The 26,010-nt window shown below is 71.5% G+C and carries 25 protein-coding genes; 12 read left to right on the forward strand and 13 right to left on the reverse strand.

Annotation, left to right across the window (positions count from 1 at the left end; translation table 11 throughout):
* The first annotated feature begins 265 nt into the window (after positions 1-265).
* On the forward strand, positions 266-2,644 hold the full coding sequence (locus CHC11_RS06080) for an MDR family MFS transporter (protein ID WP_143226947.1): 2,379 nt from the start codon (positions 266-268) through the stop codon (positions 2,642-2,644).
* Between the two features lie 8 nt (positions 2,645-2,652).
* Positions 2,653-3,882 carry a glycosyltransferase gene (locus tag CHC11_RS06085; RefSeq protein WP_179278707.1) on the forward strand — a complete coding sequence of 410 codons (1,230 nt, stop codon included), beginning with the start codon at positions 2,653-2,655 and terminating at the stop codon, positions 3,880-3,882.
* Here CHC11_RS06085 and CHC11_RS43770 read toward each other — a convergent pair.
* The 5 genes from CHC11_RS43770 to CHC11_RS40075 all read right to left on the reverse strand — a co-directional run bounded on the left by CHC11_RS43770 (position 3,863) and on the right by CHC11_RS40075 (position 9,832).
* The gene (locus tag CHC11_RS43770; RefSeq protein ID WP_179278746.1) at positions 3,863-4,117 is read right to left on the reverse strand and encodes a hypothetical protein; all 255 of its coding nucleotides are present in this window, start codon (positions 4,115-4,117) and stop codon (positions 3,863-3,865) included. The genes CHC11_RS06085 and CHC11_RS43770 overlap by 20 nt on opposite strands.
* Positions 4,118-4,120: 3 nt before the next feature.
* Complete coding sequence (locus CHC11_RS06090) at positions 4,121-6,937, reverse strand: MMPL family transporter (protein ID WP_089310598.1); 2,817 nt, start codon at positions 6,935-6,937, stop codon at positions 4,121-4,123.
* 63 nt (positions 6,938-7,000) lie between these two features.
* On the reverse strand, positions 7,001-8,797 hold the full coding sequence (locus CHC11_RS06095; RefSeq protein WP_089310599.1) for a fatty acyl-AMP ligase: 1,797 nt from the start codon (positions 8,795-8,797) through the stop codon (positions 7,001-7,003).
* 270 nt (positions 8,798-9,067) lie between these two features.
* Positions 9,068-9,316, reverse strand: coding sequence for a TFIIB-type zinc ribbon-containing protein (locus CHC11_RS06100; protein WP_089310600.1), 249 nt, complete (start codon positions 9,314-9,316; stop codon positions 9,068-9,070).
* 156 nt (positions 9,317-9,472) lie between these two features.
* Entirely contained in the window at positions 9,473-9,832 is a 360-nt protein-coding gene (locus tag CHC11_RS40075) for a hypothetical protein (RefSeq protein WP_143226948.1), read from the reverse strand.
* Between the two features lie 790 nt (positions 9,833-10,622).
* Here CHC11_RS40075 and CHC11_RS06105 point away from each other — a divergent pair.
* Complete coding sequence (locus CHC11_RS06105) at positions 10,623-10,979, forward strand: hypothetical protein (protein WP_143226949.1); 357 nt, start codon at positions 10,623-10,625, stop codon at positions 10,977-10,979.
* A gap of 527 nt (positions 10,980-11,506) precedes the next feature.
* Entirely contained in the window at positions 11,507-12,256 is a 750-nt protein-coding gene (locus CHC11_RS06110; protein WP_245918798.1) for an IclR family transcriptional regulator, read from the forward strand.
* Positions 12,257-12,269: 13 nt separating this feature from the next.
* Here CHC11_RS06110 and CHC11_RS06115 read toward each other — a convergent pair whose 3' ends face one another.
* Positions 12,270-12,632 carry a YkvA family protein gene (locus tag CHC11_RS06115; RefSeq protein WP_089311049.1) on the reverse strand — a complete coding sequence of 121 codons (363 nt, stop codon included), beginning with the start codon at positions 12,630-12,632 and terminating at the stop codon, positions 12,270-12,272.
* A 345-nt stretch (positions 12,633-12,977) separates the two neighbouring features.
* On the opposite strand from CHC11_RS06115, the gene CHC11_RS06120 reads away from it, so the two are divergent.
* Positions 12,978-13,967, forward strand: a complete 990-nt coding sequence (locus CHC11_RS06120; RefSeq protein WP_179278708.1) for an alpha/beta hydrolase — start codon at positions 12,978-12,980, stop codon at positions 13,965-13,967.
* 51 nt (positions 13,968-14,018) lie between these two features.
* On the opposite strand, the gene CHC11_RS06125 is transcribed toward CHC11_RS06120, so the two are convergent.
* The 5 genes from CHC11_RS06125 to CHC11_RS06145 all read right to left on the reverse strand — a co-directional run bounded on the left by CHC11_RS06125 (position 14,019) and on the right by CHC11_RS06145 (position 19,098).
* A complete protein-coding gene (locus CHC11_RS06125; RefSeq protein ID WP_179278709.1) occupies positions 14,019-14,648 on the reverse strand; it encodes a septal ring lytic transglycosylase RlpA family protein in 630 nt (209 codons plus the stop codon).
* A 485-nt stretch (positions 14,649-15,133) separates the two neighbouring features.
* Positions 15,134-16,174 (reverse strand): hypothetical protein, encoded by a 1,041-nt coding sequence (locus tag CHC11_RS06130; protein ID WP_089310603.1) that lies wholly within the window; start codon positions 16,172-16,174, stop codon positions 15,134-15,136.
* Between the two features lie 262 nt (positions 16,175-16,436).
* Positions 16,437-17,543: a ferritin-like domain-containing protein gene (locus CHC11_RS06135; protein WP_089310604.1), complete on the reverse strand. Its 1,107-nt coding sequence runs from the start codon at positions 17,541-17,543 to the stop codon at positions 16,437-16,439.
* Between the two features lie 238 nt (positions 17,544-17,781).
* Positions 17,782-18,426: an LURP-one-related family protein gene (locus tag CHC11_RS06140; protein WP_245918800.1), complete on the reverse strand. Its 645-nt coding sequence runs from the start codon at positions 18,424-18,426 to the stop codon at positions 17,782-17,784.
* A gap of 48 nt (positions 18,427-18,474) precedes the next feature.
* Positions 18,475-19,098, reverse strand: coding sequence for a TetR/AcrR family transcriptional regulator (locus tag CHC11_RS06145; RefSeq protein ID WP_089310605.1), 624 nt, complete (start codon positions 19,096-19,098; stop codon positions 18,475-18,477).
* Between the two features lie 147 nt (positions 19,099-19,245).
* Between CHC11_RS06145 and CHC11_RS06150 the strand changes: the two genes are divergently transcribed.
* The 6 genes from CHC11_RS06150 (at position 19,246) to CHC11_RS06175 (ending at position 23,244) form a co-directional block, all read left to right on the forward strand.
* Positions 19,246-20,550 carry a GH1 family beta-glucosidase gene (locus CHC11_RS06150; protein ID WP_089310606.1) on the forward strand — a complete coding sequence of 435 codons (1,305 nt, stop codon included), beginning with the start codon at positions 19,246-19,248 and terminating at the stop codon, positions 20,548-20,550.
* Between the two features lie 35 nt (positions 20,551-20,585).
* The gene (locus CHC11_RS06155; protein WP_089310607.1) at positions 20,586-20,990 is read left to right on the forward strand and encodes a MarR family winged helix-turn-helix transcriptional regulator; all 405 of its coding nucleotides are present in this window, start codon (positions 20,586-20,588) and stop codon (positions 20,988-20,990) included.
* A gap of 25 nt (positions 20,991-21,015) precedes the next feature.
* Complete coding sequence (locus CHC11_RS06160; protein WP_218825951.1) at positions 21,016-21,306, forward strand: chorismate mutase; 291 nt, start codon at positions 21,016-21,018, stop codon at positions 21,304-21,306.
* Positions 21,307-21,506: 200 nt separating this feature from the next.
* Positions 21,507-21,704 carry a hypothetical protein gene (locus tag CHC11_RS06165; RefSeq protein WP_089310609.1) on the forward strand — a complete coding sequence of 66 codons (198 nt, stop codon included), beginning with the start codon at positions 21,507-21,509 and terminating at the stop codon, positions 21,702-21,704.
* A gap of 134 nt (positions 21,705-21,838) precedes the next feature.
* Positions 21,839-22,486, forward strand: coding sequence for a GNAT family N-acetyltransferase (locus tag CHC11_RS06170; protein WP_089310610.1), 648 nt, complete (start codon positions 21,839-21,841; stop codon positions 22,484-22,486).
* On the forward strand, positions 22,483-23,244 hold the full coding sequence (locus CHC11_RS06175; protein WP_089310611.1) for a class I SAM-dependent methyltransferase: 762 nt from the start codon (positions 22,483-22,485) through the stop codon (positions 23,242-23,244). Before CHC11_RS06170 ends, CHC11_RS06175 begins: the two co-directional genes overlap by 4 nt.
* Before the next feature lie 12 nt (positions 23,245-23,256).
* On the opposite strand, the gene CHC11_RS06180 is transcribed toward CHC11_RS06175, so the two are convergent.
* A complete protein-coding gene (locus CHC11_RS06180) occupies positions 23,257-24,312 on the reverse strand; it encodes an MBL fold metallo-hydrolase (protein WP_089310612.1) in 1,056 nt (351 codons plus the stop codon).
* A gap of 132 nt (positions 24,313-24,444) precedes the next feature.
* Here CHC11_RS06180 and CHC11_RS06185 point away from each other — a divergent pair, with 132 nt between their 5' ends.
* A complete protein-coding gene (locus CHC11_RS06185; RefSeq protein WP_245918801.1) occupies positions 24,445-25,218 on the forward strand; it encodes an SAM-dependent methyltransferase in 774 nt (257 codons plus the stop codon).
* Here CHC11_RS06185 and CHC11_RS06190 read toward each other — a convergent pair whose 3' ends face one another.
* On the reverse strand, positions 25,219-26,010 hold the full coding sequence (locus tag CHC11_RS06190; RefSeq protein ID WP_179278711.1) for an endonuclease/exonuclease/phosphatase family protein: 792 nt from the start codon (positions 26,008-26,010) through the stop codon (positions 25,219-25,221).

The following is a 26,010-nucleotide window of genomic DNA, read 5'->3' on the forward strand; positions in this document are numbered from 1 at the left end:
GTTCGTCGAAGCGGAGGGACCACTTTGTCTTACGATGACCGACTCACGATGCGCACCCAGACCACTTTTCTCCCTCTCGTCTTGTCACGGTGATGACAAGACTCGGCAGTAACCAATGTGGCCTGATGGGATAGTTGTGGTACCGCGGCCTGAAGTCAGGGCTGAGTAACGAAGTGCGAACCAATAGTAACAATAGCGACGACTGTTTTTAGGGGGAAGCGGCGGATTTCCGCGGCCGGTGCGGGAGTTCACGCCGTACGGACTGTTGACCCGCGGCCGATACCGATGGGCGCTGGCGGTGGTGGCCGTCAGCGCATTCATGATCACCATGGACAACACGGTGGTCGCGAACGCGCTGCCCACCATCATGAGCGACCTCGACATGTCCAACTCGGCCAAGGACTGGGTCGCCACCGGCTACATCCTGATGTTCTCCTGCCTGATGGTGGCGGGCGGGCGGCTCACCGACGTCTTCGGCTGCCGCGTCACCTTCGTGTCCGGGATGGTCGTCTTCACCGCCGCGTCCGCCGTCTGCGGCCTCGCCCCCGACTCGGCGACCCTCATCCTCGCCCGCGTCACGCAGGGCGCCGGCGCCGCCCTGGCCCTCCCCGCCACGCAGGTCATGGTCACCGTCGGACGCACCGACAAGCAGCGCTCCCTCGGCACGATCGTCTGGGTCGGCGCCGGCTCCAGCGCCACCGCCCTCGGCCCCACCATCGGCGGCTTCATCGTCCAGCAGTGGAGCTGGGGCTGGATCTTCCTGATCAACATCGTCCCCGGCGTCCTGGTCATCCTGCTCGGCCTGGTCGTCCTCACCGGCAAGGGCGAGAACCGCGACGCCCGCGTCGACCTGCCCGGCGTCCTCATCTCCGCCACCATGCTGTTCGCCTTCACCTACGGGCTGGAGTCGGGGAACAAGCACGGCTGGGCCGACCCGTCCGTCCTCAGCGTGTTCGCGCTCGCGTTCATCGCCCTGGCCTGCTTCGTCCTGGTGGAGAGCTGGGCCCCCGACCCGATGATCAATTTGCGGTTCTTCCGCAACCGGGTGTTCGCCGGCGGCCTGCTCTCCCAGATGCTCTACGGCATCGGCTTCAACGGGATGATCTTCTATTCGGCGACGTTCCTGCAGCGCTTCCTCGGATTCTCCCCGCCCCAGGCGGGCCTGGTGATGCTGCCGCCGTCCATCGCCATCATGGTCATGACGCCCGTCGCGTTCTGGCTGGCGACCAAGCTCGGCCCCCGCCCCGCCATCGGCGGCGGCCTCGCCCTCATGGCCTTCGGCATGTTCCTGTTCTCCACCATCCAGCAGGGCGACGGCTACGCCGACCTCATGCCCGGCGTCATGATCGTCGGCGTCGGCGCCGCGATGGGCATGCCGCTCGTCATGTACGTCCTGAAGGCCGTCCCGGAACAGCAGGCGGGCGTCGCGAGCGGCATCATCAACGTCATCCGCGAGGCTTCGGGCGCCTTCGGCATCGCCATCGTCGGCCTGCTCATCCACCACGTCCCCGAGGAGGGCGCGAGCGCCGCCGAACTGGAGACGTTCCGCAGCGGCACCGCCTCCGGCCTCATCCTCGGCGCCGTCCTCGTCCTCATCGGCGGTTTGATCAGCGGCCTCACCCTCCCCAGCCGCCGCGGCTGGCTGGGCCCCAAGCACGGCAAGTCCTCCCCCCTCGTCGAACCCGCGCCCCGCCGCCCCGCCTCTCCCCCCCGCGACCCCGTCCCCGCCCTGACCGCCCCGGTCGCCGTCGCCACCCCGCCGGGCGAGCCTCTCCCACTCCCCCTCACCTGGGAGGAAGACCCCATGCCCGACCCCACCCCGGGCCCCCACTGGTGGACCGACACCCCGAAGCCCCAGGACGACACCTCCGCCTGGACCACCGAAACCCCCTGGCCCCCACCCCCGCCCACGCCCAACCCCTGGAAAGACTGGCCCACCCCCGAGCCGCCCCCCGGCACCCCGGGCACCCCGCCGACCGAGCCATTGCCCGCGCCCTCCGAAACGCCCTTCCACTCCGCCATCCCGGTAAGCCCCCCGCGCCGGGCCACGGCACCGTCCCCAGACGCGAAAGCCCCGCCCAGCGCAGGCTCACAAGACGATCGCGATATCGCCGGAGCGCCCGACTCGCATTCGGACGAAGTACTCCGTCAGTCCGGCTCTGCGCCTGCCTCCGAAGAGCCCGCGCCGGGTATCGCGACCGGGCCCCTCGGCCTTGGTGCCGGTGAGGACACGGCGCCGCTCGGGCAGTCGACGATGCCCGCGGAGGCCGCCCGCCCCGAGGGCGGGGCCGAGGGCCTGCTCGGGAGCGAGGGCGCCGGCGTCGAAGAGCGCGGGGAGCGGTCGGCCGGGCACGCGGGGGCGGCTCCGCGCAGGGAACCGGCGATATCCGGCGAGCCTGCCGAGCCTGCCGGGAGTGGCGAGGCGCTCGCGGGCGGCTCGGAGGGTGTTGTCGGGGGCGGCGCGGATTCGCCGGCGGAGGGGGCGGGTGCCGGTTCGGCGGGTGAGGGTTCGGTGGAGGCCGACGAAGCCGAGGAAGGGGACGGGGGGCGGCCGGCGCCGCCGGAGGGGTGGTACGAGCCCTACGTGCCCGAGAAGGAGCCGGTGGAGGACCCTCACATCGTCCCGCGTAGTGATGCCTGGTAGGAGGTAGCGTGAGCCGGATCGTGATCTTCGCGGCGGGGTCGCGGGGGGACATCCAGCCCTGCGTGGCGCTGGGCCGCGCGCTGCGGGCGCGGGGGGACGACGTGCGGCTGGTGGCGAGTGCGCGGTACTCGCCGATGGTCGTCGCGGCGGGGCTGGAGCTCGCGCCGCTGACGGCGGATCCGGCGGAGATCCTCGAATCGGACGCCGGGCAGGAGCTGCTGGCCGGAGGGCGGAATCCGGTGAAGTTCCTCGGCGGCTTCCGGCGGATCCTCGGGCCGATGGCCGAGCGGCTGCTGGCGGAGTGCTCGGACGCCTGCAAGGGCGCGGATCTGATCTTGGGACCCACGCTGGGGTTCCTTCCCCGGCATCTGGGCGAACATCTCGGTGTTCCGTGGGCGTTGATCCATTTCCAGCCGAGCGAGCCGACCGGGGCGTTCCCGCACCCGTTCGTCCCGCAGGCGCGCATGCTCGGGCCGCGGGCGAACCGGGCGAGCTTCCTCGCGGTCGATCAGATCGCGTGGCAGCTGTCGCGGCCGTTCATCAACCCGTGGCGGGACGAGGCGCTGGGGCTGCCGCGACTGCCGCTGCGGGGCCGGCGGCCCGACGGCGGCCCGGTGCTGGCGTGCTTCAGTCCGGTGGTGGTGCCGCGCCCCGAGGACTGGGCCTCCAACGTGAACCTGACGGGCTACTGGTTCCTTGACGAGCCGGAGTGGAAGCCTCCCGGGGAACTCGCCGAGTTCCTGGCGGCGGGGCCCGCGCCGGTGTACGTCGGGTTCGGGAGCATGGTGCCGAAGGACGTCGAGATGACCGGGATGGCCGTGCGGGCGTCCCTGAAGCTCGCCGGGGTCCGCGGCATCGTGCAGGGAGACCCGGCGACGTCGGACGAGGACGTGTTCGCCGTCCGGGACGTGCCGCACTCGTGGCTGTTCCCGCGCATGGCGGCGGTCGTGCACCACGGCGGCGCCGGCACGACGGCGGCGGGGCTGCGGGCAGGTGTGCCCACCGTGGTGTGCCCGTTCTTCGGCGACCAGCCGTACTGGGGCGAACGCGTCGCGGCGCTGGGAGCGGGGCCCTCGCCGCTGCCGTTCCGCGCGATGACCGTCCCGCGGCTCGCCTCGAAGATCCGGCGCGCGGTCCGGGACCAGGGGATGGCCGACCGGGCGACCGAACTGGGGCGGAGCATCCGGGACGAGGACGGCATCGGACGCGCACAGGAGATCATCGACTCGCTCCTCTGACAGCCTGCTGGGCACGGCGGATCGTTTCGATCTTGCCGAGGACCCCGTGGTGGTAGGGGCCGGGGGCGTCGCCACTCCGGTCGCCGGGCTCGGGGGCCAGTTCCAGGCGCCACCAGACCATGAACCGGTACCGGTCGGGGTGGGCGGTGAAGTAGTCGGACAGCTGCCCGGCGCAGGCCGGTAGATCGGCGGGGTCCAGGTGGACGGTCAGGGCCCCGGCCGGCTGCCCGGCCAGGCCTCAGGGGGTGGCGTCCTCTTCGCCCCAGTGCCAGCCTGAGCCGTCCGGGTTGGGGACGATCACGCGTCTGGTGCGCGGGGCGGTGCGCGGCGCCGGTCGCGGCGGGCCGTCCGCCCACGGCGCCCACGGCGCTCCCTCGGGCTCCGGCGGCCGACCGGGCCGCGCGTCGCCCGGAGCCGTCCGGAAGACCAGCTTCGGCGACTCGCCCGCGCCCGGCTGGGGGGCGGCCTGGAACGCGGCGTTCGTGTCCGGTCGCTGACGGGCGCGCGGCACGTCGGCGAAAGCCCTGCTCGCAGGAGCGACCGGGCCGGCGGGCGCGCCGGACGGTGCGGAGTCTCGGCGGGTGGGAGGCGGCTCCGGGATGGCGGGCCGCATCGCGGCCGGCTCGGCGGTGTCCGGGAGGGGGTCCCCGTCCGGCGGCACGGTGCCGGCGGGAGGCGGGGTCGGTTCCGCCCAGTTGATGGCGTAGGGGAAGGGTTGCTCGTCCGGGAGGCGGGGCGGGGCCACGACGGCGCCCGCCGGGACGAGGGCGGTGCGTTCGCGCAGGTCCATGCGGGCGTGCAGGCCGGCGAGGAAGCCCGGCAGCCACCAGTTGGCCGCGCCCATGAAGCGCATCGTGGCGGGGACGAGGAGAGAGCGGACGAGGGCGGCGTCCACGACGACGGCCACGAACATGCCGACGCCGATCAGTTTCACGACGGTGATCCCGGCCATGCTGAACGCGGCGATGACGAGGAGGAAGAGCAGCGCGGCGCTGGTGATGATGCCGCCCGTGTGCTGCATCCCGGACGCGACGGCGACGCGGTTGTCGTGCGTGAGGTCCCATTCCTCGCGGATGCGGCTCAGCAGGAAGACCTCGTAGTCCATGGACAGGCCGAACACGACCGCGAGGATGAGGATCATGCTGGTGGCCTCGACGCCGTCGGTGGGGGTGAAGTCCAGCAGCCCGGCGAGGTGCCCGTACTGGAAGCCCCAGACGATCGCGCCGAACGAGGCGCCGATCGACAGGACGTTCATGACGATGGCCTTCAGCGGCAGGACGATCGAGCCGAAGAACATGAACAGCAGGACGAACGTGGCGATCCCGACGACGAGCGCCATCTTCGGCAGGGATCTCATCAGGCTCGACATCAGGTCCATCTGGGCGGCGGTGCTGCCGCCGACGTCGATGTGCATCGGGTAGCCGTCCTTGGACAGGCTCAACCCGCGGATCTCGGTGACGAGGTCCTGGGCGTTCTGGTCCATCGGTTCGTACTTGTGGGTGACGGAGATGCGCACGCCCCCGTACGAGCCGGAATAGCCGGTGAACTGGGCCTCGGTGACGCCGGGAAGGGAAGCGAGCTGCTTCCTGAACTGCTCAAGGTAGGGCGGGATGGGGTCGCCCTTGCCGGACGGCGTCCAGTCGCGCGGGATGAGGTCTCCGGACACCACCACGTCGATCGGCTCGACGGATCCGTTGGGGAAGTCCTTCTTGATGGTCTCCACCACGGCGCGGGTGGGGCTGCCCTTGGGCAGGACGCGGGCGTCCACGCTGCCGAACTGGACGTTCAGGAACGGCACGAACATCACGCCCAGGATGACGAGCACGACCGCGAAGTACGGGAGCGGGTGCTTCATCACGCTGTGGCCGAGCCGGTACCAGAAGCCGCTCTCTGGGTCTCGCCGCGCGCGCTTGGACGAGGGTCGCCGCCACCACATCTGCCCGCCTTCGACGCGCGGCCCTAGGAGAGCCAAGAGCGTCGGCAGCAGGACGGTGGCTCCGAACACCGCGACCATGACGGTGGCTATGCCGGCGAGTCCGATCGTCCGGAGGAACATCTGCGGGAAGAGCAGGAGGCCCGCGAGAGCCGCCGAGACGGTGATGCCGCTGACCATGATGGTGCGGCCCGCGGTCGCCATGGTGGCAGCCAGGGCGGCCTCACGTATGGGCTTGAGCGCCGTCCTGTACGCCTTCTTGGCGGCCTTGCGCGCTGCCTTGTCGCGTTCCCGCTTCCAGGGCTTTCCGGGTGGCAGACCTTGCGTGGCCATGCCGCGCTGAAGTTCTTCACGGAAACGGCTGATGATGAACAGCGAGTAGTCGATCGCCAGGCCGACGCCCATCATCGTGACGACTTCCAGGGCGAAGGACGTCACGTCGGCCGCGTACGTCACCACGTGCAGCACGGCCAGTCCGCCGACCGTCGAGAAGACGCCGACGAAGATGGGCAGGACCGAGGCCACCACGGCGCCGAACAGGATGACGAGCAGGAAGAGCAGGGGCAGCGCGGTGATGGTCTCCGCGCGGACGATGTCGGCCACGACCTGCTTGCCGAACTCCTCGCCCAGCGGGACGCTGCCGCCGTACCGGACGTCGAGCCCCGGCGCGACCAGGCGCTCCTTGACGGCGTGGTAGTTCTCCGTCTTGTCCGCGCCCTCCCTGCCCTTCAGCTTCACCGCGACGAAGGTCGAGTGCCGGTCGTGGGAGGCGAACGTGCGCGCGGCCTCGCCGTTGAACGACCAGTAGGAGATGATCTCGTCGACCTGGGCCTTGGGCAGCCGCGCGATGGTGGTGACGACGCTCGCCTCGAAGCGAGGATCGTCCACCGTCATGGTGTCGCTCGAATACAGGACGAGGACGTCGGGGTTGGTGCTGCCGAAGTAGGTCGCGCCCAGCTTGGCGACGAGCGTCGAGGACGCGTCGGGGTCCTCGAAGCCGCCCTCCTTGAACTTGGCGAACACGCCGAGTCCCCAGGCGCCCGCCACCCCGGTCATGATCAGGATCAGGACGAGGCTGGTCCAGCGTCGCCGGTGGATGAGACGCCCCAGCCCCGAAAGCATGATCCTCCTGTTTCGCCACGGCCGCCCGGAGGCTCCCTCGCCCCCGCGCGGCCGGTTCCGTCGTTACCTGCGGGACGCCAGGCGGTCCGCAGTAGTCGCCAGGTCGCCGTCCAGGTAGCGCTGCCGTGTCGCGGCCCGTGCGATCTTCCCGCTGGAGGTGCGCGACACGCCACCCGGTTCGATCAACACGAACGCATGGACGCTCATCTCGTGCTCGACGTTGACGGCCGCGCGGACCGCGGACTCCACCTCGTCCACGTCGAGCCGCCCGAGGGGGACGCGGCGGTTGCGCTCGGCGACGACCACCAGGCGCTCGGTCTCCTCCCCGGTGAGCGCGAACGCGGCCACGTGGTCGGGGCGGACCGCCGGGTGCGCCTCCTGCGCGGTGACCTCGATGTCCTGCGGGTAGTGGTTGCGGCCGTCCACGATGATGAGGTCCTTGATACGACCGGTCACATAGAGCTCACCCTCGTGCACGACCCCGTAGTCACCGGTCTGCATCCACGGCCCGGACGGCAGGTCCCCGGGCTCGGCCAGCTCGCCGCCGAAGGTCTCCTGGCTCCGCTCGGAGTTGCGCCAGTAGCCGGGCGCCGTGTTGGGGCCGTGCACCCAGATCTCGCCGACCCGCCCGTCCGGCTGCTCGACGCGGGCGTCGGGGTCGACGATCGCGACGAGCTGCCCGCACGGGCGCCCGCACGAGACCAGCGCGCTCGTCCCTTCCGCGTCGTCCTCGCGGAGCCGCAGGTCGCCCTGGGTGAGCGCCTCCCGGTCCACCGAAATGATCTTCGGTGGGACGTCCTCGGCGGCGGCCGTGACGAACACGGTGGCCTCGGCCAGCCCGTAGCCCGGCGCCTGCGCGCCCGGACGCAGCCCGGCCGGCGCCAGCGCGTCGGCGAACATCGACAGCGTCGAGGTGCGGATCGGCTCCGCGCCGTTCAGGCAGGTCGTCAGCCCGGACAGGTCCAGGTCGGCGATCTTCTCCGGCGCGGCCATGGACGCGACGTACTCGTAGGCGAAGTTCGGCCCGGCGGTGTAGACGTTCTTGCCGGGACGCTCCGCGATGAGCTGCAGCCAGCGCATCGGGTTCATGATGAACGAGACGGGGTCGGTGTAGATGGCGTGGTCGCCGCGCACCAGCGGCAGCGCCATCGTCGCGATCAGCCCCATGTCGTGGAACAGCGGCAGCCAGCTCACCAGCTCGGGGTCCGGCTTCTCGGGCGCCCACCCCGCCCACAGCTGCGCGGCGTTCGCCGTCACGTTCCCGTGGGTGATCTCCACTCCGGCGGGACGGCGCGTCGAGCCGGAGGTGTACTGCAGGTAGGCGACGTCGTCGAACGCGATCTCCTCGTCCCGCCAGCGGTCCGCCAGGGCGAGGTCGACCTCCTCGGCGAACACGATCTCCTTCGGCTGCGGGACGTCGTGGTCGGCGAGGAACTTCTCCACGTGCGGCAGCGCGTTCCGCGTCGTGACGATCACCGCGGGCTCGGCGTCGGTGTAGGCGCCGATCAGCCGGTCGGCGTGCCCCGGTAGATCGGGCGAGAACAGCGGGACCGCGATGACGTGCGAGTACAGGGCGCCGAGCATGGTCATCATGTATTCGAGCGTCTGCGGCAGCAGCAGCGCGGCGCGCTCCCCGGGCCCGGTGACCTGCCGGAGCGTCACCGCCATGGCGCGCGCCCGCCGGTCGGTCTCGGCCCAGCTCAGCGTGCGGTGCGCGCCGGACGGGTCGGCCGAGTAGTCGACGAAGGTGTAGGCCGGGGCGTCCGGCTTCTCCCTCGCCCACCGCGCGGCCCGCTCGATCAGCGGGGTGCGGCCGGAGCCGCCGGGCAGGAGTTCGGGAAGCAGCGAGCCCAATGCCATTGATCATCTCCCGAGGGGACGGGCCGGACGGTGCCGTGGACGGTGCCGTGAGGGGGTTGCACTCCGCCGGCGGAGGTGCGCCGCGCCCGCCGGACGACTCTGTCTGGGACGCCCCGGTGACCGGCGATGATCATAAAGCTACCGGATGGTAGTCAGTGCGCGATATTAGCTCCCGGTCACATTCGCCGAAGCACGGTTTGTCATCCCCATGACAAGAGGAAATCCCCTTTTACACCTGGGCTTCCGACCGGTCACCGACCGTGCCCGGGGCTACTGATCAGCGGAGAAGATCTGCTCCATGATGCCCCGGCGGTGCCGCCCCTGGTACGTCGTCTCCGGGTTCACCTCGTCCGGGAGCTCGGCGAGGTAGCGGCTCTCCGCGTCGATCAGCTGCTCCAGCTCACCGCGGTCGAGAAAGACGCCCTTGCATCCCGGGCATTCCTCGATCACGACCCCGTGGCGTTCGTGCGTGTCGAGCCCGGAGTCGCACTTCGGGCACTGCAGCGTCGCGTCTGACATACCGGATCCCCTGTCCGTCACGACCGCGTTCACCGTCGTCGGTCAGCATACTGACACCAAACCCTTTTCGGGTCGATACCAGGACACTCGTCCGCCGATTCGGAGGCGGGACCGGGATGCGCATCCGTTCGCGTCGTCCTACCCCCTTCGTCGACATCAGCCCGTTCTGTCCTGCTCTGCCCTGGACTCAGCGCGGCTGAGCGCCGCCCGGCGCCGCGCCAGCACGACGCAGGCCGCGCCCCACAGCAGGCCGATCTCGGCCACCAGGGCCACAGCGAGGACCGCCGCCCAGTCCGTCCCGTCCCCCTCCTCCACTCCGGCCGGGGACATCAGGGTCGTATGACTCTCATCGGCCAGCGGCGGCAGGTTCGGAGGCTTCACCGGCGGAAGGACGACCGGCGCCGACGGTGCCGGCGGCGCCTGCCCGGGCAGATTCGGAGCGATCGGCGCGGCGGGCGCGACCGGAACCCCGGCGGTCGGCTGCCCGACCCCGCCCGGCGCTTCCGGCCCGCTCACGACGGGCCCGCCCCCGGACGGCAGCCCGCCGCCGCCCGGCTCGGCATCCGCCTTCGGCTTACCGTCCTGATTCGGCTCCCCGCCCTCGCCCGGCTTGGCACTGCCCCCGGGCTTGGCACCGCCCCCCGGCTTCCCACTGTGCGACGGCTTCGCGCTGTGGCTCTGCTTAACGCTGTGACTCGACTTAGCACTGTGGCTGGGCTCAGCGCTGTGGCTGGGCTCAGCGCTGTGGCTGGGCTCCGCGCTGTGGCTCGGCTCCGCGCTGTGGCTCGGCTCAGCGCTGAGAGGCGGCAGGACGTTGGAAGGCGGGTTCGCGCTCTGACCTGGCTTGGCATGGACCGTCGTCGGACACGGCCACCCGCCCACGGTCGTGCTGCTGCCCACGCACGGCGTGGACGGACCCCCCGGCCCCACCGGACGCGGATGTTTTCCAGAGCGCGGCTTAACACCATGCGTCGGCGCGCTGCCCGAGTTCGGCCCCCGACTGGGACTCGGCTTGACGCCGTGCGCCGGGTTGCCCCCAGACGGCGATGCGCACGGCCGCCCACCCTTGTCGGAGCTTTCCCTCTCACAATGCGCCGGTGCGCCGCCCCCACTCGGCTGGCGACTCGGGCTCGGCTTGACACTGTGCGCCGGCTCGCCGCCAGACGGCGACGTGCATGGCCGTCCAGCCCCGATGGGAGGGCCGGCCACGCAAGGCGTCGGTGCGCCGCCAGCGCCGGGCTGCGCGCTCGGAATCGACTTGGCATCGTGCGTGGGCTTGCCGCTAGGCGGGCACGGGCGGGCGGCCGTGCCCGTGCTGGTCTGCTTGCAGTTCGTCGGCTTGGTCGGGTCGGGCCTGGTGGCGGAGACTGGTGTGGCGCTGCTCAGTGTGGCTGCCGGACACCACTTCGCGCCGGGGCTCGCCTTGTCGTTGGTGCAGGGCGTGAGCTCATCCTCGGTTGAGGGGCTCTGGGCCGGGCCGGTGCTGGACGGGTTGAGGGAAGCGCCCTTCAACGCGTTCCGGGCGGTCTTGGAGAAGTCGAAGACCGTACGGGTCGAGCGGCGTGGGGCGTTGGAGGCGTCCACGACGGCGAGGATGCTCAGCGGCCTCGCGGACGGCCCCTTCACCATCGAGGCCGGGAATCGGACGGTTCCCCTAGGCTGACGCCCCTCCGAACCCACATTGCCCAGGGCGCAGCGCAACCCCTGGCCGGAGCCGATCGGCGAGCAGCCCGGCGTGCGGCTCGTCCAGGACAGCGGGTTGCCCGCAGTGAGGCGCAGGCCCACTCTGCGGGCGACGCCGCCTTCGGCGCGGATCCGGACGGTGAAGGCCAGCGTGTAGTCGGATCCCTGGGACGCGACCCCGTCGGGTGTCGTGGCCACACGCAACCGGACCTTCGACGGGGCCGCCTCCGGTATCGCCTGGGCGGCGGGGATCAGCGTGAGCGGCGCGGCGAGCGCGCCGCTCACCGTGATCGCACCCCAGCGGGCCCTTCGACGCTCCCCGCGCACACGCTCCCCCTAGCGGTCTCCTCATGGCCACCCGGGGGCGGTGCCACGACGTCCGGACACAAGGAGTTATTGCCACGTCACTCGCCGGAGTAACGCACCTCATCCCGGCAACCCGACCTCTTTCGCACAGCGAAATAGAATCTCCGTAGAATCGGGTTATCGCGAGGAGAGGAGTCACGGGTGGCGGAGGGCGTTCGGTCGCTGGCCCGCGCGTTCGACCTGCTGGAGCATCTGGCGGACGCGGGTGGCGAGATGGCGTTGTCGGAGCTGACGGAGGTCTCCGGGCTGCCCATGCCGACGATCTACCGGCTGATGCGGACGCTGGTCAACCAGGGCTATGTCCGGCAGGAGCCGTCCAAGCGCTACGCCCTGGGTCCGCGCCTCATCCGGCTCGGCGAGGGCGCGAGCCGCCTGCTCGGCACGTGGGCGCGCCCGGTGCTGTCCCGGCTGGTGGAGGAGGTCGGCGAGACCGCCAACATGGCGGTCCTGGAGGGGGACGAGGCCGTGTACGTCGCGCAGGTGCCGTCCAAGCACTCGATGCGGATGTTCACCGAGGTGGGGCGGCGAGTCCAGCCGCACTGCACGGGCGTGGGGAAGGCGCTCCTGGCGCAGCTTCCCGACTCGCGGGTCCGCGAGATCCTCGCCAGGACGGGCATGGACGCGCACACGCCCAACACCTTCACAGACGCAGAAGCCCTGCTCGCGGAGCTTGAGCAGATCCGCCGGCAGGGCTACGCGCTCGACGACGAGGAGCAGGAGGTCGGTGTCCGCTGCGTCGCGGTGGCGCTGCAAGGCGCACCGACGCTGACGGCCATCTCGGTATCGGGGCCTTCAGGACGCATGACGCACAAGGCCGTTCCGAACGTCGTGCCCCTCATGCGCGACGCCGCCGACCGTTTCGCCAAGGAACTCGGCCCGCCTGCCTCCTGACGCCTTGCTGCTGTCAGTCGACGGGCTCGCCGACGATGACGGTGGGGCGCCCGCCGCGCTCCCAGGCGACGAAGTCGCCCGCGGACTTCACCAGGACGGTGGCCAGCCAGAGGGCAAGGCCGGTGTCGTCCGCGATGCCCACGACGGGGATGACGTCGGGGATGGCGTCGATCGGGGAGATGATGTAAACGAGCCCCAAGGCCAGCAGTCCGAGCGTCCCGAAGGACATTCCCTTGTACTGCCCGCGCAGGACCGACTTCAGCATCCTGGGGACGGCGCGGACGCGCTCCCAGAATCCTGGCGCGTCGGGTTCGAGTGTCTCGCGGTAGATATGCCAGGCCTGCCCGGCGGCGGCTGCACTGCGCTTCCTGTCCACCAGCACTCCTTTTATCGGGACTTCTGTGAGGGCGCGCCCCCGCAACGCCCACGTACGACTAGGACGCGACGAGTGCCGCGATTGTTCCCTTCGATCGATCATGAGGCGGGGCTCACAGTCGGACCGTCCCGGCCACCGCCAGGGTGATCGTCGGGCGGATCCCGTGGTCACACTCGATCTGGGTGACCCCAGGTGAGTTTTTCATCACTCTCGTGGTCGGCGTGCGGCGGTTCGCGGCGTGTCGGCTGGTGTCCGCTGCGAGCATGAGGAATCCGGGGGGAGCGCCGCCTCCGCCCGGCACGACCGGCATGGCCCGTCGAGCATCGCAGGAGCTGACGTACCGATATGAGCGGCGACCCTAAGAACCGCCCCGTCCACGGCATCGCGGCAGGCGACGCCTACGTCGCGCTGCCCCCGACGGCCGTCGACGCGACCGCGTCCGGCCCGACCCGGCTGATCGTGGCCTGGCCCGGCTTCGACCCGCCCCGGACGGCGAGTGCGCTGGCGACGGCGATCCCGATGACGGGCGTGCCCGTGTGGCGCGTCTACCTGGACCTGCCGGGGCGCTCGCCCGGCGGCCTCGGCTCCGGAGCGATCCTGGAGACCGAGAGCATCGAGGCGTACTGCGCGGCCGTGGAGCACGCCGCCCGGCGGCTGCCGGACGCGCTCGCGCAGATCCGCCGCGACCTCGACATCCCGGACGGCCCGGTCGGTCTCGCGGGCTTCAGCGCGGGCGGCGCGGCCGCACTGCTCGCCGTGGCGCACGGCGCGGTCCCGGTGAGCACCGCCGCGCTCGTCGCGCCCGTCGTCGCCCCGGCGCGCGCCGCGCGGGCGGTGGAGAAGCGGTCCGGTTCCGAACGCGCCTGGAGCGAGCACGCCGCCGCGCTCGCCGACCGGCTCGACCTCGGGGCCCTCGCCGCCGACATCGCCGGACGGGACGTCCCGGTCCTGCTCGTCGGCGGCGCGAAGGACCGCGTCGTCCCCGCACGGGAGATCACCGCACTCCGCGACGAGCTGCGCAGGCACGGCGGCCAGGCGGAGTCCACCACGTTCCGGATGGGGCACGCGCTGGCCGCCGAGCCCGGAACCGAGCCGCGCCCGCCGATCACCGAGGCCGTCCGGGTCGACGGCGTCCTCACCGACTGGTTCCGCGACCGCCTCGCCACGCCTGCGCCCGGTGCGGCCTCGGAAGCCGCGCAGGCCGGGCCCGGTGACGAACCGGCCGAGGCGACCGGTGAGACGCAGCCGATGGAACGGCGCCACGGTTCGTGGTCGTCCGGCGCCGAACACGTCCCGGACGCGCGGACAGGCGCCGGGCTGGGCCGCGGGTTCTGACCGCCCGGCGGGCACGCTGCGGCGCCCGCCGGGCGGGTGGGAGCCGACGGGTCAGCCCTTGGACAGGACCTCGTAGCGGACGGGGATGACGCCCGATCCGGTGCCGCCGACCTTCTTCATGGCGCCCTTGGACAGGTCCAGGCAGCGGCCGCCCGCGTACGGGCCGCGGTCGTTGATGCGGACGATGACCGAACGGTCGTTGTTCTTGTTGGTCACCCGGACCTTCGAGCCCAGCGGCAGCGTCTTGTGCGCGGCCGTCAGCCCGCTCGGGTCGAAGGGCTCGCCGCTCGCGGTCGTCTGGCCCTCCCAGTAGTAGGAGGCCTCGCAGGAGCCCGACTTCACGACCTTGTACTGCTTCTTCTTCCTGGGCTTCGCCAGGTTCGCGGCCTGGTCGTCGGCCTTCGACGCCTTCTTCTTCCTGCTCTTCCTGGGAGTCTTCGAGGGCGAGGGCTCCGGAGAGCGGGGCCGGCCTCGGTCGGCCCGGGTCGGCTCGCCGTGCGGACGGTCCGCCAGCGGGTCCGCGGCCTGCGGCGCGGTCTGCGCCGCCTGTGCCGAGTCGGCGGGCCCGTCGCGCCCGGCCAGGGCGAACGCGCCCGCGGCCAGGACGGCGACGGCGGCGCCGGAGACGATCAGGATGGTGCGTAGGCGCGCTCGAAGAAGACGCCTGACAGGGCTACCCACAGAGGAGTCCTTTGTTAGGGGACAGGACCCCGGACGCCCGGCGGATCTCACCGCCGTTCTCTCGCGGCGTGGCCAGGCGACGTCGGCCGTCCCCCGGATCACCCGCCGCCCGCGGGCTCCTCAGCCCGCTCCGCGCCACTCGATCAGGCGCGCCCGCTTGATCGCGGATCGGCGTCCGGCAGGTGCGGCTGGAAAGGCATCTTCACTTTTCGAAATAGCTGAAGCGCCGCACAAGTCCCTGACCGTACGTTGTGTCCTCGACAGATCAAGCCCTGGAGCCGTTGTTTGTGGGATTTGTCACCTCACCTTTTGCCCCATGCAGCTGATCAACTTCATGGGGTGACCGCATTTCAAGATCGTCTTTACTGCGCGCATACTGCTGATCTCGGACCGATAACAAAGGATCCGGCACAGCGGAACGGGGCGGTCCGGCGGAAGATCACTTCCGCTGGACCGCCCCGTGAGCTGGGCGGACCGGCCGTGTGTCAGCCGCGCCCCCGGGCGACCGGAACGCCCGGAACCGCGGGCAGCGCCGGCACCTTCGGCACGCCGAGCGCGGACGCGTCCGGCATGGACAGCGGGCCGCCCGCCGGCCCTCCGTCCGCCGTCCTGCGGGCGCCGTCGCGCGACTTCAGCACGTCCACCACGCTGCCGACGCCGCCCTCGGTCTTGCCGAGGCCGCTCCCGGCCTTGTTCACGGTGCCGGCGGCCTGCCCGGCCAGGCCGCCGGACGGGGCCGGCCCGGCGTACCGGGCGGCCGGCGGGAAGAGCGCCGAGCCGAGGGGCAGGCCGCCGGAGGTCGCGCCGCCGAGCAGGGACCTGAGGTCCGGCAGCCCGGAGTTCGGTCCCGGGCCGGCCAGGCTGATGGGCGTCTCGGCGGCGCGGCCGTTCGGCTCGGCCGATCGCGCGGCCTCGCGGCGGCCGAGCTTGTCGGTGGGCAGGAGCTTGCCGGTGGGCAGGCCCTTGCCGAGCTTGCCGGTGGGCAGGCCCTTGCCGAGCTTGCCGGTGCCGCCGAGCAGCGTCCCGGGGACGTCGCCCCCTCCGCCGGACAGGACGGGCAGCGCCGTCCCCGGCTTGCGGTCGCGTGCGTCGCGCTGGGTCGCACCCGGGCAGCCGCCCTGAGAGAGCCCGCCGATCGGGGCCTGCCCGACGGCCGGCGGCTGCGCGTCCGGCAGCCCCAGCCCGGTACTCGACTCGACCGTCTCGGCCGGGCGGACCCGGCACCGGGCGCGGGCGGCGCGCGGCCCCGGCCCCGCCGGAGGAACCGCCCGGGGGACCCCGTCCGCGGCGCCGGCGCCCAGCGCGGCGGTCCGGGCGCCCGCCCCGGTGACCGGGGCCGGGAGCGTGCGCACGACGGTACGGCTCGCGGCGGCGGTCTCGTAGAGGAGCAGCGTGGACGGGCCGGCCGCCGCGCTCGGCGCCGCCTTCGCGGGCGCGGCGTCCGTCGGCGCGGCCGCCACGGCGATCGCGGCGGCGAACGAGGCGAGGACGGAGACCCTCAGCAGACTTCTGGCGGAGCGGTTCATTCTTTCCCCCGGGGTTTTCGGATTGGCCCTGCACATGTGGCGTGCGCCCGAGCGGCTGGTGAATCCCGGCGCACCGTCGAGCGGGGACGCTAGTACACCGCGGTGGCGGACGCGGCCGATTCGAAAATGACTTGGGGAAACCAGAAAGATCTAGATGGACTGATCATAGGTGTTCGGCGAAATGCCAAATGCCGACAATTTCCAATAAAACAAGAGCGGGGGCGCCCCGAGGGGCACCCCCGCCTGGCGCGGGCGGTCCGGGCTACTCGGCGGAGCCGAGGGAGATGGCCTGGTCGACCTCGCCCTTGCGGGCGGCGAGCTCGGTCGCGTAGCGCTCCTCGTCGACCTTCTCGGCGATCTCCTCGTCCTGCCTCATCAGGGCTTCGAGGTCGGCCTTGGCGTTGTCGAGGACGCCCATGTCCTGGTAGGCGGCCTGCACCTTGTCGCCCCAGAGGCCCACATCTCGGACGCACGGGACGATGCGGCTGAAGAGCAGCGACTGATAAAGGGTGTACATGTCGGAGTTGTCGACATACTCCATGCACCGGTCGACCGGCATGTCGAGCTGCTCGAAGATCTCGCGGCCCTTGAAGCGGTCGCGCATCAGGTAGCAGCCCTCGACGACGAACTCCTCGCGCTCGGCCCGCTCCTTGTCGGTGAGCTCGGCGTAGTAGTCCTTGAGCGCGAGCCGCCCGAACGCCACGTGCCGCGCCTCGTCCTGCATGACGTAGGCCAGGAGCTGCTTGACCAGCGGGTTGGTGGACATGTCCCGGTACAGCCCGAACGCGGCGAGCGCGAGGCCCTCGATGAGGACCTGCATGCCGAGGTAGGGCAGGTCCCAGCGGCTGTCCTCCAGCGACTCGGCGAGCAGCTTCGCCAGGTCCTGGTTGATCGGGTAGTACATGCCGATCTTCTCGTGCACGAACTTCGCGTACAGCTCGACGTGCCGCGCCTCGTCCATGGTCTGGGTGGCGGCGTAGAACTTCGAGTCCAGGTCCGGGACGGTCTGGACGATGCGCGCCGAGACGTTCAGCGCGCCCTGCTCGCCGTGCAGGAACTGGCTGAACAGCCACGAGCCCTGGTGGCGGCCGAACTCGTCCTTCTCCTTCTGCGACATCTTGTCCCAGATGTCGGACCCGAACAGCGGGTTGAAGTTCTCCGGCAGCCCGGCGATGTTGATCGGATCGACCTCAAGGTCCCAGTCGATGCGCTTCTGCGCGTCCCACTGCTTGTCCTTGCCCTTCTGGTACAGGTTCAGCAGCCGGTCGCGGCCGTCGTCGTACTCCCAGGTGAAGCGGGTGTCGCCCGCCATCGAGACGTTCCACGTGTCGGTCGGGACCGGCGTGGCGTAGAGATCGTGGGAACTCACGGGGGGATCCTCCTCCGGGGGTGACGCCGCACGATCGCGACGCGGGTGTGCACCGCCCATGGCTTTACATGCCTTCGTAACATGTAAAGCCCGCGGAGACCAGGGAGTCGCCGGAACCCGTGACGGGAGGGCCACCGAGAACAGTCGCCCGAACACGGGCAGGAAGGACGGTCGCCGGAAACACGGTCGCCCGCATCCCGGGGCGGGGGTGCGGGCGAGCGGGCGGAACGGCCCCGGTTCAGCGGGACTGGAGGGCGTCCAGGCCGACGGCCTGGGCGATGACGAGGCGGCGGTCCAGGCGCGGATCGGTGATCTCGACGACGTAGCGGTCGCGGAAGCCGAACTTCTTCTCCACGCTGAAGACGACCTGGTCGCCGGCGTAGAAGTCGAAGTGGTACGGCCACGCGAACGGCAGGTTCTCCGCGTACGGGATGAACTGCCAGATACGCCGCAGCAGGGCGACGAACTTGTTGCGCTCGCTGCCGGTGGTCACGCCGAGGCCCGGCTGCTCCAGATGCCAGGTGGAGGCGAGCAGCGACTTCTTGAAGTCCTTGCGGAACACCCCGATCGGCTGCCCGTGGGCGTCGGTGATGTCGTACGCCGACGCGAGGTCGATGCGCTTGCGCGCCTTGAACCCGAGGATCGGGCGCGTCTTGGAGTCGTCGGAGTACAGGGTGACCTGCTCCTTGAACGCCAGCCGCTTCTGCTGCGCGAAGGCGAGCAACTCGCCCTCCCCGCCGCCCGGCCCCTCCGCGTGCACCTCGTACTGGTTCACCATCAGGCGCACCCGCTGCCGGATCAGCAGCCTGCGCTGTGTCTGGAGTCTTTCCTCGTCCAGCGAACTCACCCGTTCCGTGTCGGTTTGCGGACGGGAGTCTGCCATAGCGAGTCCCTTTCATCCGGCGTTTCCCGGATGCGTCCGACCTCCGGGTCAGGACTCCTGGATGTGCGCGGCGAGGTACCCGTGGATCAGCCGCTCGGCCTCGGCGACGATCTCCGGGTCACCGTCCGGACTGCGGCGGAACGCCATCTTCAGCACGGCGTCGCCGGCCTCGACCGAGATGGCGAGCGCGGTGGCGAGGCCGGGGGTGTCCTGGACGCCGAACGTGTCCACGATCATCCGGCGGAGCCGGTCGGCGACCACCGCGTTGTTGTCGGCGTCGGAGTCGAGCAGGTTGACGTCGGCGACGTCGCCGAAGCGCAGCACCCGGAAGCCGGGCACGGTCCGGTGCATCTCCACGAAGATCTCGATGATCGCGCCGACGGTGTCGGACCAGTCACCGAACCTGCCCGCGGAGAGCCGCGCGGAGATCCGGACGCCGAACTCCTCCAGGTTGCGCAACGCGAGCGCCTGCGCGACCGCGCGCTTGTCGGGGAAGAACTGGTACACCGAGCCGATCGCCACCTCGGCGCGCTGGGCGATGCGCGTCGTGGTCAGGCCGTCGTAGCCGTCCTCGTCCAGGATCTCGGCGCAGGCGTCCAGCATCCGCTGGACGCGTTCGGCGCTGCGGCGCTGGGCGGGGCGGCGGCGGAGCGGGGTTCGGATCTCGGTCACCCCGCCATTGTCCCTCGGCCGCGAGGGTGCCGAGCATGCACGGCGTGCCATACCTCCGGGTCGCGGGAGTCTTCCGCCCGCACCACCTCGCCACTAATATCCGAAGGCTATTCGCATTTCGGTCGGACCATGGGGGAGGAAGCGCGGATGGGTCTTCCGGAGGACTTCCGCTGGGGCGTCGCCACCGCCGCCTACCAGATCGAGGGCGCGGTCGCGGAGGACGGGCGGGGACCGTCCACATGGGACACGTTCTCCCACACGCCCGGGCGGACCCGCGACGGCCACACCGGCGACGTGGCCTGCGACCACTACCACCGCTGGCCCGAGGACGTCGCGCTGATGGCGGGCCTCGGCGTCGACGCGTACCGGTTCTCGATCGCGTGGCCGCGCGTGCAGCCCTCCGGCAGCGGCGCCGTCAACGCCAAGGGCCTCGACTTCTACGACCGGTTGGTGGACGGCCTGCTCCTCGCCGGCATCGCCCCCGCCGCCACCCTCTACCACTGGGACCTCCCGCAGCCGCTCGAAGACGCCGGCGGCTGGATGGAGCGGGACACCGCCTACCGGTTCGCCGAATTCTCCTACCTGGCGGCCGAGCGCCTCTCCGACCGCGTCGACATGTGGATAACGCTGAACGAGCCCGTCGTCGTCACCGCCTACGGCTACGCGTTCGGCGTCTACGCCCCGGGCAGGACGCTCCTGCTCGACGCGCTGCCCACCGCGCACCACCAGCTCCTCGGCCACGGCCTCGCCGTCAACGCCCTGCGCAGCCGGGGCGCGCGCTCGGTCGGGCTGACGAACCACTACTCCCCGGCCTGGGCCGCCTCGCCCGCCGACCAGCCCGCCGCCGACGCCTTCGACGCGTTCATGAACCGGCTGTTCACCGACCCCGTCCTGCTCGGCCGCTACCCGGACCTGATGGGGGACGCGCCGTTCATCCGATCCGAGGACATGTCGGTCATCGCCTCACCCGTCGACTTCCTGGGAGTGAACTACTACAACCCCACACGGATCGCGACCCCGGCCGAGGGCCCGCTGCCGTTCGACATCGTGGACATCACCGAGTACCCGACGACGGGGATGGGCTGGCCGATCGTCCCGGACGCCTTCCTGTCGCTGCTGCGCACCCTCGACTCCCGCTACGACCTGCCGCCGCTCCACATCACCGAGAACGGCTGCTCGTTCGCCGACGAGCCCGGTCCGGACGGCGCCGTGGACGACCCGTCCCGCATCGAGTTCCTGGACGCCCACATCGCCGCCGTGCGGACCGCCGTCGACGAGGGCGTCGACATCCGCGGCTACTTCGCCTGGTCGCTTCTGGACAACTTCGAATGGGCGGAGGGCTACCACCCCCGCTTCGGGCTCGTCCACGTCGACTACGAGACGCAGAAGCGCACGCCGAAGACGTCCTACGGCTGGTACCGGGACCTCATCGCGTCGTCCAAGCGTCGCTGACGGGCCCGGCGGGCGGCCGCTCCTACCCTTGTCGCATGCCCGTCGAAGTGCAGGAACTCGCAGAAGCGGTCAGGCAGGCCCACCACCGGCAGCACCGTGCCCTCGACAGCCGCCTCGCCGCCGCCGGCACGACGCCCGCGCAGTGGGACGCCCTGCGCGCGATCGGCCGCGCTCCCGGGGCGTCGGCCCGCGCCCTCGCGGCGGAGACGCTCCAGAGCGAGCAGGCGTTCGGGACGCTCGCCGGACGCCTGACCGCGCAGGGGCTGATCGACCGGCGGCCGGGCCGGCACCGCAGCGTCGAGCACCGCCTCACCCCCGCCGGCGGGAAGCTCCTCGCCACCGGCCGCGGGATCGTCGACGAGGTCCTCGCCGAGCTCTTCGCGCCCCTGTCCGAGCACGACCGCGCCGCCCTCCTGGCCCTGCTGCTGCGCCTCTCCTGACCCGCCGTGCGGCATGCTGATGCCCATGGAGACTCCTGAAACCCTCGCGGACGTGCGCGCGCGGATCGACGCCATCGACGGGCGGCTCGTCCGGCTGCTGGCCGAACGCGAAGGGCTGGTGCGCGCGGCCGCCGCCTTCAAGCGCGACGAAGGGGCCGTCCGCGCGCCCGACCGGGTGGAGCGGGTCGTCGCGCTGGCGCGGGAGCGGGCCGCGGACGCCGGGCTCTCGCCCGAGGTCGCCGAGACGGTGTGGCGGGCGATGATCGGCGCGTTCATCGACCTGGAGCTGAACGAGCACGCGCACCGCCGCGGATAGGCGGCTCGGACGCGGCTCGGACGGCGTCCCGAAGCAGAAGGTGACGATCAACGAGCTCTGCACGGCCTGATGTGCGAGATCGAGGGGCTGGACGCGGCGGAGGCCGCCGGGGCCGCCTTCGCCCGTGCGGCGGATTAGAACCGGGCTCGCGGCGCGTTGAAAAGGTGGATCCAGCCCCGACCAAGGAGGACGCTCCCTCGATGGCCCTCAAGCGACCGTCCTTCCTGCCGTCCCTGGACGAGCTCGAACAGCAGGCCCAGAGCAGGTCGTCCCAGCGCGGACGCCCCGGTTCCCATTTCGACCACCCCACCGCGAAGGCCCTGTTCGTGGCCGTCCTCGCCGTGACCGTCACCGCCCACGTCGTCGGCGGCATCGTCTTCCTCGTCCTGGGCCACTGACCCACTGGTCAGGTCAGGAAGTCCGCGACGGTCCACGTGAAGCGAGGGGGATCGTCTGGCCACGGGGTAGTGCGCCTTCGCCCGCAATGAGAAAACCAGGTGCCGGGGACGGGCGGAAGGGCCATGGTGAAGGGATGCTGGTCGATCACTTTCCGCCGCTCGGGTTGCGGCTGACGACGCCGCGGCTGGAACTGCGCCTTCCCTCGCCCGAGGAACTCGCCGCGCTGGCCGACCTCGCCGCCGAAGGCGTCCACGACCCGGAGACGATGCCGTTCATGATGCCCTGGACGGACCACCCGCCCGCCGAGGTGGCGCGGGGCGTCGTCCAGCACCACTGGAAGACGCTCGCGGAATGGACGCCCGAGAAGTGGGAGCTCGACCTCACCGTGTTCCATGAGGGCGAAGTCGTCGGGCAGCAGACTCTCTGGGCGCACGACCTCGTCGTCCTCCGGCAGGTCGAGACCGGTTCGTGGCTCGGCCGACGCCACCAGGGGCAGGGCATCGGCACGGAGATGAGAGCGGCCGTCCTGCATCTGGCCTTCGCGGGCCTGGACGCCGAGGAGGCCGCCTCCGCCGCCTTCGAGGACAGCCATGCCTCGAACGCGGTGTCGCGCAAGCTCGGGTACCAGCCCAACGGCATCGAACGCCACGTCATCCGCGGGGCGGTGACCGTCGAACAGCGGTACCGGCTGACCCGGGCCGACTGGGAGCGCCACCGCACCGTCCCCGTCACCATCGAGGGCCTCGCCCCCTGCCGGACGATGCTGGGGCTTCCGAAATGACGGAGCGGACGTTCGATGACCTGCTCGCCGAGGCCGGGACGGTGTCCGTGGCGGGCTGGGACTTCTCCTGGCTGGAGGGCCGCGCGACCGAGCAGCGCCCGTCCTGGGGGTACCAGCGGCTGATGAGCGAGAGGCTGGGCCGGGCGCGGGCGGCGCTCGACATCGAGACGGGCGGCGGGGAGGTACTCGCGGGCGCCGCGGAGTTCCCGCCGGCGATGGCGGCGACCGAGTCGTGGCCGCCGAACATCGCGAAGGCCACGCGCCTCCTGCACCCCAGGGGCGCCGTCGTCGTCGCCGACTCCGGCGAGTCGCCGCTCCCTTTCGCCGACGAGGCGTTCGACCTGGTCGTCAGCCGCCATCCGGCCACCGTCCGGTGGGCCGAGATCGCACGTGTCCTCGCCCCGGGCGGGACCTACCTCGCCCAGCACGTCGGCCCGGCGAGCGTCTTCGAGCTGACCGAGTTCTTCCTCGGCCCCCAGCCCGAGGCCCGCCGCGCACGGGACCCGGAAGTCGAGAGCGCCGGCGCCCGGGCCGCGGGGCTCGACATCGCGGACCTGCGTTCCGAGCGCCTCCGCATGGAGTTCTTCGACATCGGCGCGGTCGTCTACTTCCTGCGCAAGGTGATCTGGATCGTCCCCGGCTTCACCGTCGACGCCCACCGCGACCGCCTCCGCGAACTGGACGAGCGGATCCGGCGCGACGGCGTTTTCACCGCCCGTTCGTCCCGCACCCTCATCGAGGCCCGCAAGCCGACGTGAGACGGGCGCTCGCTACGCGGCGCTGAGTCGGTAGGCGGTGCCGCTGCTGCTCTGCACCCAGGCGTCGGGAAGGGCGGCGGCCAGTGCGTGCTGGGCGCGCCAGCCGGTGCAGTGCCCCGGGACGACGAGCCCCGGCGCGAGGTCGGTGAGGGCGGCGACGGTGGGCGAGATGACCGGTTCGAAGGCCGGACCGCCGAGGTGCAGCCCGCCCACGAGCGCGTGCAGCCTCTCGACCCCCGTCAGCCGCTGCGCGTGCCGGACGATGTTGATCGCGCCCGCGTGGCCGCAGCCGGTCAGCACGACCAGTCCGCGGCCCCGGACGTCGACGACGAGCGCCTGGTCGTCGAGGACGAGGGGGTCGTGCGCCCACTCGGCGCCCGTCCATGCCTGGTGCGGGGGCGGCATGCCGTGCTCGAACTCGGTCGTCCGGTCCACCTCGCCGGTGATCAGGACGCTGCCGTCCAGGAGCAGCGAGGGCTCGCGGCGCTCGATGACCTGGAAGCCCTCCCCGTCCAGCGCCCGCCTGCTCAGCGTGGGCAGTTCCTCGACGTCCCGGCCGGGGACGGCGAGGCGGCGCCTCGTCCAGACCAGCGGATGCAGCACCATCGGCATCGACCGCACGCCGCGCAGGCCCACCATTCCCGCCATCCCGCCCGCGTGGTCGAAATGGCCGTGGCTGAGCACGACGCCCTGGATGTCGCCGAGGTCGATGCCGAGCCTGTCGGCGTTCGTGACCATCGCGTCGGGCGACCGGCCGGTGTCGAACAGCAGCGTGGTGGAGCGGCCGGCCCGGCGCACCGTGACCAGCGCGGAGAACCCGTGCTCGGCGATCATCCCCGCGGTGGTGCGGCCGCCCTCGAACTGCGGTGCCGCCACCACTCCCGCGCCGGAGCCCGCCCGGCGGGTCCGCTCGTCATCGCCCAGCAGGGCGTCGTAGACGTTGTCGACCAGGGTGACGATCTCGACCTCGTCCACCGGCTCCAGCGCGACGGGATCGACCGCCGCCCCGCGCACCGGGCGCGGCGTCGCAGCCGCCGCCTCCCCCACTCCGCCGGCGGTCTCGCACATGACGCCAGCCTAACCGCCGCCCGTCGGCCGCCCTCGCGCGACGCCCAGGGCGCCATAGACTGATTGATCACGATTCGGGCCGGCGAGGAAGGTCGTGGCGACGGAATGGCGAACTACGGAGAAGCCTCCTCCGTGCCCGGTGTGGACACCGGCACGCCGAGCGTGGCACGCATGTACGACTACTTCCTGGGCGGCAAGGACAACTACGCCTCGGACCGCGCCGCGGCGGAGGCGGTCGCGCAGGCGCTGCCCACGGTCGAGGGGGTCGCCCGCGCGAACCGCGCGTTCCTCCAGCGCGCCGTCCGCTACGTGGCCGGACGCGGCATCGACCAGTTCCTGGACATCGGCACCGGCCTGCCCACGCAGGGCAACGTGCACGAGATCGCGCGGGAGGAGCGGCCCGGCGCGCGGGTCGCGTACGTCGACAACGATCCGATGGTGACGGTGCACGCGCGGGCGCTGGTCGCCACGGACGAGCTGACCACGATCGTCCAGGCCGACATGCGCGAACCGGACACGGTGCTGGACGATCCGCAGGTGCACGCGCTGCTCGACTTCCGGCGTCCGGTGTGCGTGCTGTTCGTCGCCGTCCTGCACTTCCTCCACGACGAGGAGGATCCTGCGGCGCTCGTCCGGCGCTTCACCGGCGCCCTCCCCGCGGGCAGCCACGTGATCCTTTCGCACGCGGCGCTGGAGGAGCAGCGCAACGTGCGGGTCGGGGAGACGTACCGGTCGCAGGCGGCGAGCGCGAGCCTGGTGGCCCGGACGCGTGACCAGGTGGCGGCCCTGCTCGACGGCCTCACCATCGTCGACCCGGGCGTCGTCCGCCTGCACGAATGGCGCCCCTACGGCGGCGAGTACATCACCGACGCCGGCTGGACGGCCGTGGCCCGCAAGGACGGCTAGCTAGCCGTCGCCCGTGCTCGCGGCGGTGAGGTCGGCCTCGATCCCGTAATGGTCGGACAGGACCGTCGAACGCCCGCCGGGGAGCCGGACCCTCTCCTTGAAGACCAGGCGCGCCGTCGCCTCAAGGCCCGGCCCGACCAGGAGCTGGTCGATGGCACCGATATTGGCGTATTCGGGACGGAACGTCGGTTCCGTGTCGCCGCCGAAAACGTCCCGCAAGCCGGTACTCGAAACGAACTCCGCAAGGTACGGGGAGTCGCGGGGGACGTTGAAATCGCCCATCGCCACCAGCGGTTCCGTTTTCGGGATCTGGTTGACGGCCGCCGCCAGCCGATGCAGTTCGGCCTTCTCGACCTGCGCGTAGACGTTGGACGGGGACCAGTCCATGTCCAGGTTCGCCGAGAGGTGGGTGTTGACGACGGTCAGGTGGCCGCCGGGGAGGCGGATCCGGGTGAACAGGGCGCCCTTGCCCAGCAGCCACTCGGGACGCACCGGCCGGGCGGGGGCGTACGCCCGGAAACGGCGGCGGGTCACCGGATGGCGGGAAAGGGTCACCAGTCCGCCGCGCACGAGCGGGAACATCGGCATGTAGGCGACGTGGGGATACGAGGTCGCGACGCGGCGCAGCAGGCCCAGGATCCGCCAGGAGACGACTTCCTGAAGGCAGACGACGTCGTAGTCCGACCGCTCGATCGTCTCGGCCAGGACGCTCATGCGGGCCCGGGCCTCTCCCTTGAAAAGCGTGTTGAGCGTGAGGACGCGCGCCTGCATGGCGGCCACTCTATGTCCCAC

The organism is Actinomadura mexicana, from assembly GCF_900188105.1.
Lineage (GTDB): Bacteria > Actinomycetota > Actinomycetes > Streptosporangiales > Streptosporangiaceae > Spirillospora > Spirillospora mexicana.